Here is a 7,308-nt window from a genome sequence, read left to right as displayed (position 1 = left end):
TATCCACAGGCCCATTGGAGGCAACCAACAACAAAATCAAAACACTGCAAAGACAAGCTTATGGATTCCGTGACCGTGAATTCTTCGTCCTCAAAATCTATGCACTACATCTGACAAAGTACGCACTTGTCGGATGAGCCAGGCATGAGCCAAGAGGAGACCTGACCCCTTCCCGATGACTTGCATCCTTGCTGAGTACCAGCCTGCATATCAAATGTCCTTCGTTCGTAATCCACTCAAGTTCTATTCCCCATTTATACTGACAACTTATAGCCCAGGTTAATAATAAGATTATGGATCACATTAGTCCTTGAAACGAGAAGTCTCCTCATAATTGAACGAAACGAATAGATATTCTTTCGGAACCACATGTAACCGTCGTATAGTTCCTCAGCCGTCATATGCTTCGGTTGAAAAGAGACTCGCGTTTTCCCGTTGTAATAGGCCCAATCCGAATACGGTAATCTGCCGTCTTCTTTCCACTCCTCAAAAATTGGCGTTCCAGGTAGCGGAGTTAAGATGCTTGGAGTCACCCCGTCAATGCCTAATAGTTCGCAGGCTTTCAATGCGTCCTGGAATACTTCTCGATAATCCGTGTCAAATCCGAAAATGATGCCGGCCCAGACAGATATACCGTATGTATGGATTAATTCGATTGTGCGTCCATATCTGACCACGTTGTTGCTCTCTTTATTGACGCTGGCAAGACTTTCCGCTGAAAACGACTCTAAACCAATAAACAAATAAAGACAGCCCGCCTCCTTCACAAGGCCGAGTAGCTCCTCATCCTGACACCGGTCGATGGTCACCTGAGCCGCCCATTTCTTCCCTAGCGGTTTGAGTTTGTGCATCAATTGTTTGGCATAATCGATATTTCCAAAAAAGTTATCGTCCCAGAAGACAAAATAGCTTTGGTCAATGGTCGTGATATCTTCAATCACCTCATGAATTGGCCGCATTCTGAAAGAAGGACAATAAATCTGTTTGAGATTGCAATAGCGGCAGTTGTAAGGACAGCCCCGTGTGGCAAAAACAGCCCCTTTTGTAAACCTCCGCCGTCTTATCAAATCTCTTCGTGCAATGGGGAGGCCTTGTAAAGCCGGTGGGTGTTCGCAGGTGTAGAGCGGGTTTGCATTTCCATGATAGAAAGCTTCAAGGAATTGCGGCCAAGTCTCCTCAGCCTCTCCGACAATAAGGTAGTCGCAATATTGTTTAGCTTCGTCTGCCATGAGCGCTACGTGTGGGCCGCCCATCACAACCTTTACTCCGCGTCGCCTAAACCTCCGGGAGATTTCATAACAATGGCCGGCATTGGGTGTATTGACCGTGATCGCCACTAAATCAAATTCTTGCCCGTAGGGAATAGTTTGATTATATTCATCGACAAGGGTAATGTCATAATTGGTTTCATCAATAAAACCTGCCAGATATGGCATAGTGATTTGAACGAAGTTGTTGAACTGTTTTTTACGATAAGCGTGAATTTCCCGACTCTCCGGGGTCAGGAGTAAAATTCGCTTTTTCATATACTTGGCATTAACCAATATATTCGTAGGGTTCTTGGCTGCTTTTCTACCGTAAGCAGTCGTTTGCCTCTTCTTGCCCTTTGCTGAGGATACCTCACCGCTGCCTACCCGGGCAATCAAAATGCTCTCACTGGCCCTTACCCGAACACAGCAAGGCAGCATCGGGCCAAGTGTCGCGGCATTTTGGGACCTCGGTGGAGTTTTGGATGAACCTCCAGACGCACTATGATCTTGAAGTTGCCGAGGACTCAAAGCTCATGGACAGAATTAGTAAAGAAGTAACACCTCGAATGGCTGCGGGATCGGCGTGACATTCTGAATCTTGTCAGCATGCAGGGTCAGTAGAATAAAATAGGGGTCATCTACTCTTCTTGTCCCATGTCAAGCTACCTTTCGACGTGACGAGTCTGAGTTATGAGCCAAGAGCAGAGTTGACCTCTTTCTTTCGCACAAAACCCTCAGAAAAAAACGCGGAATGTAAGTCTAGCCTTCTGTCCCGGCTGTTGTTCTATCCACGATACGTTGTCTCAGGAATTCAAAAGTTCCTTTCACTGTGGCTATGAAACCATGGGAACGCCAAAATTTCCATGCCCTAATCGGGAGGCTGCGTTCGCGGTGGCCGTCGTTTTGTATGTAATACCGACCCCACACTCGAAAGTCTTTGAACATAGCATCATAAGCTGCTCTAAGGTTTGCTATGTGACTGCGTGATAAAGACTCTGATGTCAAAGATTCGTCCTGAATGAACGAAGCCAACAAATAAACATCAGACCGCAGATCATCTCGACGGGTTATATTGATCGAATTTTGCAGTCTCATACCATGCCTTGCTGCCAACAATACCAGGGTGAAATGATCGAAGAACTGTGTATGATATATGTCACGATATCTCTGTTCCGTGACTCCCCAGTCCCACAGTACCGGAGTTTCGATTATTAATATGCCGTCGGACTCCAATAAGCTCGCCAACCGTCTCATGAAAGCGGTAGGGGATTGGACATGCTCGATTACGTGGCCGACAAGAATACAATCGAATCGCTCCTCAAGGCCCAAATCGTCAATCGTGCCCTGCCTGACATCAAAATCCAGCCTATCTTTAATCCATTCAATCTGAATATGGCTTACATCGATCCCAGAGACTTGGAAGCCCATTTCGCTGTAGACTACCAGATGTTGGCCTCGACCACAGCCTACGTCCAAGAATCGAGGTTTCCTTTTGTGGGTCTTTTCAAAAACTTCGCGCCACGCCAAAACACCCAGCGAAGTATGTTTCTCTTTTCGGTAATCAAGGAACGCTCGCCCGGCCGAACTCTCAAAATCTCGTACAGGACTGAAAACTTCGTTGAAGCGGGCGAAACCGTGGAAATTATAGAGTGCAGCTAACTCTCGTTCCCCGTAAGGAGGACTAACGAACTGGAACCCGCAGATAGAGCATTTGCGGATTTCTCTGTCTACCAATAGGTCCACGTCTTCCACATAGGGTTTCAGATCTCTAGGCAGTTGTTCGGCAGAATAGAAATCCGAACGTTTCCCCAAGGATGTTGAATCGGCATAGCCGCAAACGGGGCATGTGATCAGGCTTGGGGTCATACCGATTTCCTCCTTGAATTGATCAAAGCCGCCACTACGATTGCTGCTTCAGGCGAATTTCTTAGTTGAAACCCTCTCCGTGGCGACCGGATTGTTTGGGTCGGCCATCTAGTCTTCCGCTAGCGGAATTCCTCTTAGCCGGTTGTCAGTAGAAACTCCCTCAAGCGAAGACGCGCGGGCGGCGGCTTGCCCAAGGGCGGGCCTGTTCAAGCTGGGCCGCAAGGCGAAAAAGGGTCGGTTCATCGCCGAACCGGCCTACAAAGTGGGAGCCTATTGGAAGGCCATCCTTGTTCCAGAAAAGCGGCACGGACATCGCGGGCTGGCCGGTGGCATTGAACAACGCAGTGTACGGCGCGAAGGCGACTACACGCTCCCATGCCTTCATGGGGTTGTCCTTCGGAGCGTCAAATGTGCCAAGAGGCACGGGCGGCTCCGCGAGGACGGGCGTGAGCATGACGTCATAGTCTGCAAAGAACCTGGCCATGTCTCTGGTAAGCCTTTGGAGGGTGGTCACAGCGCGAAGGTACCGGGATGCGCTGATCTCACGGCCCTGTTGGTAAATGGCAAAGGTAAGGGGCTCGAACATTTGCTCAGTCGGAGTGATGTTTCCAATAGCGGCTATGGTGTCGACGGTGGCCGCGCATCCTGCTGCCCATATGGCTATAAAAGCGCCGGTTTCCTCCGCGGAGTTACGAGTCATGGAGGGGGCTGCTTCCTCAACCACGTGTCCCAGGCTCTCGCAAAGGGCCGCGGTCTCCTTTATCGCAGTCATGCAGTCTTCATGCGGCGGGCGCCCGAAGGGGAAATCCGAGGAAAGAGCAATCCTGAGCCGGCCGGGGTCTGCGCCAACTTCTTCGAGAAAAGGGCGCCGGGGAAGAGGTGCGCAGTACGGATCGCCTATATCAGGCCCGGCGGTAGCATCCAGAAGGGCCGCGCTGTCCCTTACCGAGCGGGTCACAGCGTGCTCGCAAACCAGGCCGGATAGTATGTCCCCAAAATCCGGGCCCAATGGATTGCGCGCTCGTGTGGGCTTTAGGCCGAAAACCCCGCAGCAGGAAGCCGGAATCCGGATCGACCCTCCACCGTCGTTGGCATGGGCCATAGGAACCATTCCGGATGCCACAGCCGCAGCGGAACCGCCCGACGATCCCCCGGTGGTCCTCTCAGTGTCCCACGGATTCCTGGTTGGGCCGAAGGCAACCGGCTCGGTGGTGGGGAGAAGGCCGAATTCGGGCGTGTTGGTCTTTCCAAGTGCAATCAACCCAGCCTTCTTGAACCTCAGGGTCAGCTCGCTGTCATGGTCCGGCACGAAACCGCATAACAGAGGGGTCCCCATGGCCATTCTCACGCCCTCGCAAAAGGCTATTATATCCTTCATAAGGAATGGGACCCCGGAAAACGGCCCTACCGGAATCGGACCCGTAGCCCTTTGTCGGGCCTGATCGTACATGGGTGTGATTACCGCGTTGAGGCTTGGATTCAGCCGCTCAATTCTTTCAATGGCCGCTTCCACCAGCTCTGCCGGGGCGATCTCCTTGTTGCGGACCAACTCGGCCTGTGTTGTTGCGTCTAGAAAGGCTATCTCATCGAAATTGGCCATAGTTTACTCCTTGTTCTTGGTCGATTTTCCGTCTTTATCATTCCGAACTGGTTCGCTGTCCGGTAATTACGATGATTTCCGAACAAACTATCGCTTGATCAAAGATCACCTCGCCCCCGAGGGCGCCGCTTTGCTACTATAGCACTAACTTAACAAGTGGTACATAATTGGGGGCAGGTCAGTACGCTCGGAGTAGTCCATGGTTGATGAAAAACACGCAAAACGAATTGCAAATGAATTAGGGATCCAGGTTAACCAGGTACGAGCAGCCGCTAAACTCCTGGAAGAAGGCTGCACCGTGCCTTTTATTGCGCGGTACCGTAAAGAGGCCACGGGGTCCCTGGACGAAGTACATACGGCAACGATCCGCGATCGCCTGGAACAATTAGCTGTGCTTGAAAAGCGCCGCGAGGCGGTACTGAAGTCTCTGGAGGAGCGTGAGCTTCTCACGGAGGATCTCAAGCAGGCCGTCACCGCGGCGGATTCCATGGCGGAACTGGAAGATGTCTACCTGCCATATCGGCCGAAGCGCCGGACAAGGGCCACTATAGCTCGAGAGCGTGGGCTCGATGGGCTCGCGGACAAATTGTTCGAGCAGGGCCCTATTGATGTGGCAAGTGAGGCGCTGCGTTTCGTTGACCTCAACAAGGGAGTGGAATCAGCGGAAGATGCTCTTGCAGGGGCCCGCGACATCATCGCGGAAAAGATTAACGAGGAATCGAGAGCGCGCTCGGCGGCCCGCATGCTGTTTTTTGAAAAAGGATTGGTACGCTCTAAGGTCATTGCAGGAAAAGAGAGTGAGGCAACAAAGTTCCGGGATTACTTCGACTACTGCGAGAAAATATCCTCAACGCCCGGACATCGTCTGCTAGCCATGTTTCGAGGAGAAAAGGACGGTGTGATTTCGCTTCAGATCCGCCCGCCCGAAGAGGAAGCTCTGGGCCTGCTCAAAAGGCTTGTCATCAAAGCACGCAACGATGCGGCACGACAGGTGGAGCTGGCGCTGGAGGACGGATACAAACGACTGCTCGCCCCCTCCATGGAGACGGAAACTCGTCAAGAGGCCAAGAAGAGGGCTGACGAAGAAGCCATCCGAGTCTTTGCGGAAAACCTCCGTGAATTACTTCTATCGGCTCCCCTGGGCCGGAAACGAGTACTTGCCCTTGATCCGGGCTTCCGTACGGGAGCAAAACTGGTCTGTCTCGATTCTCAGGGGAAGCTGCTTCACCATGACACCATTTATCCAACTCAGTCTCAAAAAATGGCAGAACAATCCGCTGCCACAGTGAAGGAACTGTGCCGCAGTTTCGAAATCGAGGCCATCGCAGTGGGAAACGGCACCGGCGGTCGCGAAACCGAGACATTCATACGCTCCCTCGGCCTGCCTAAATCCATTACGGTGGTCATGGTAAACGAGAGCGGGGCTTCGATATACTCAGCTTCTAAAGCTGCCAGGGAAGAATTCCCCGACCAGGATGTCACCGTGCGCGGGGCGGTATCCATAGGGCGTCGCCTGCAGGACCCCCTTGCCGAGTTGATAAAGATAGATCCCAAATCCATAGGGGTCGGCCAGTACCAGCACGATGTGGATCAGGCAGCTCTCAAGCGGAGTCTGGACGATGTGGTGACAACCTGCGTGAATCGGGTGGGAGTTGAGGTGAATAGCGCCAGCACAGAGCTTCTCACCTATATATCGGGATTGGGTCCCACCCTGGCTAAAAACATTGTCTCGCAACGAGGCGCCAACGGTCCATTCCGGTCTCGAAAAGAACTTCTCGATGTTCCCCGGCTGGGACCAAAAGCGTTTGAACAGGCCGCGGGATTCCTGCGTATAAGGGGTGGCCGGAACCCTCTTGATGCAAGCGCAGTACACCCCGAAAGTTACCCGATAGTCGAGCGATTCGCACGACAACTGGGGTGCTCAGTGAAAGATCTCATAGAAAAAGAGGAGCTGCGCAATAAAGTGCGCCTGGAGGATTTTATCAGCGAAGAAGCGGGGCTGCCGACGCTCAGGGACATCATGGCAGAATTGGCAAAACCGGGCCGAGACCCTCGGGAAGAATTTGAACCCTTCAGTTTCGCGGAGCAGGTGAATTCCATCGAAGATGTGAAACCAGGCATGAGGGTGCCCGGAATCGTCACCAACGTGACAAAGTTCGGAGCATTTGTGGATATCGGGGTGCATCAGGACGGACTGGTTCACATAAGCCAGCTGGCGGATCGTTTTGTTAACGACCCTGCGGAAGTGGTGAAACCGCAGCAAAAAGTCACCGTAACCGTGTTGGAAGTGGACATTCCCCGTAAACGCATTTCCCTGTCTATGCGTTGAAGACACAGCACGGGAGACATGTTAGCCCGCGGGGAAGACATCGGTGCAAAGTGAGAAACGGGGGAGAGGCCTTGAAGGTATAGCGGTTGCCATAATTTTTGTCCGATTGGCAAGCACTCCATTCCGTCATTCCTGCGGAGGCAGGAATCCAGTCCCGCGTCTCGCGGGATTTCCTGGGTTCCCGCCTTCGCGGGAACGACGGGCGTTATAACGCTCTTGAAAAGTAGGCCCCGTAGATACGATCTGAAGACCAGATTGATTAT

5 protein-coding genes are annotated in these 7,308 nt (G+C 52.3%); 2 read left to right on the top strand and 3 right to left on the bottom strand.

Going from position 1 to position 7,308, the window contains the following annotated elements; all coding sequences use genetic code 11:
* A partial coding sequence (locus tag HY913_14495) for a transposase (GenBank protein ID MBI4964484.1) occupies positions 1-137 on the top strand: 137 nt, incomplete at its 5' end.
* Positions 138-254: 117 nt separating this feature from the next.
* Here HY913_14495 and HY913_14490 read toward each other — a convergent pair.
* The 3 genes from HY913_14490 to HY913_14480 all read right to left on the bottom strand — a co-directional run bounded on the left by HY913_14490 (position 255) and on the right by HY913_14480 (position 4,716).
* The gene (locus tag HY913_14490) at positions 255-1,526 is read right to left on the bottom strand and encodes a B12-binding domain-containing radical SAM protein (protein ID MBI4964483.1); all 1,272 of its coding nucleotides are present in this window, start codon (positions 1,524-1,526) and stop codon (positions 255-257) included.
* Between the two features lie 483 nt (positions 1,527-2,009).
* Positions 2,010-3,116, bottom strand: a complete 1,107-nt coding sequence (locus tag HY913_14485; GenBank protein ID MBI4964482.1) for a class I SAM-dependent methyltransferase — start codon at positions 3,114-3,116, stop codon at positions 2,010-2,012.
* Between the two features lie 160 nt (positions 3,117-3,276).
* On the bottom strand, positions 3,277-4,716 hold the full coding sequence (locus tag HY913_14480; GenBank protein ID MBI4964481.1) for an amidase: 1,440 nt from the start codon (positions 4,714-4,716) through the stop codon (positions 3,277-3,279).
* A gap of 199 nt (positions 4,717-4,915) precedes the next feature.
* Between HY913_14480 and HY913_14475 the strand changes: the two genes are divergently transcribed.
* Positions 4,916-7,045 (top strand): RNA-binding transcriptional accessory protein, encoded by a 2,130-nt coding sequence (locus HY913_14475; GenBank protein ID MBI4964480.1) that lies wholly within the window; start codon positions 4,916-4,918, stop codon positions 7,043-7,045.
* The last annotated feature ends 263 nt before the right edge of the window (positions 7,046-7,308 follow it).

The organism is Desulfomonile tiedjei (assembly GCA_016212925.1).
Lineage (GTDB): Bacteria > Desulfobacterota > Desulfomonilia > Desulfomonilales > Desulfomonilaceae > JACRDF01.
Note: the sequence above shows the minus strand (reverse complement) of the source record. Positions and strands in the feature narration are given on the sequence as shown.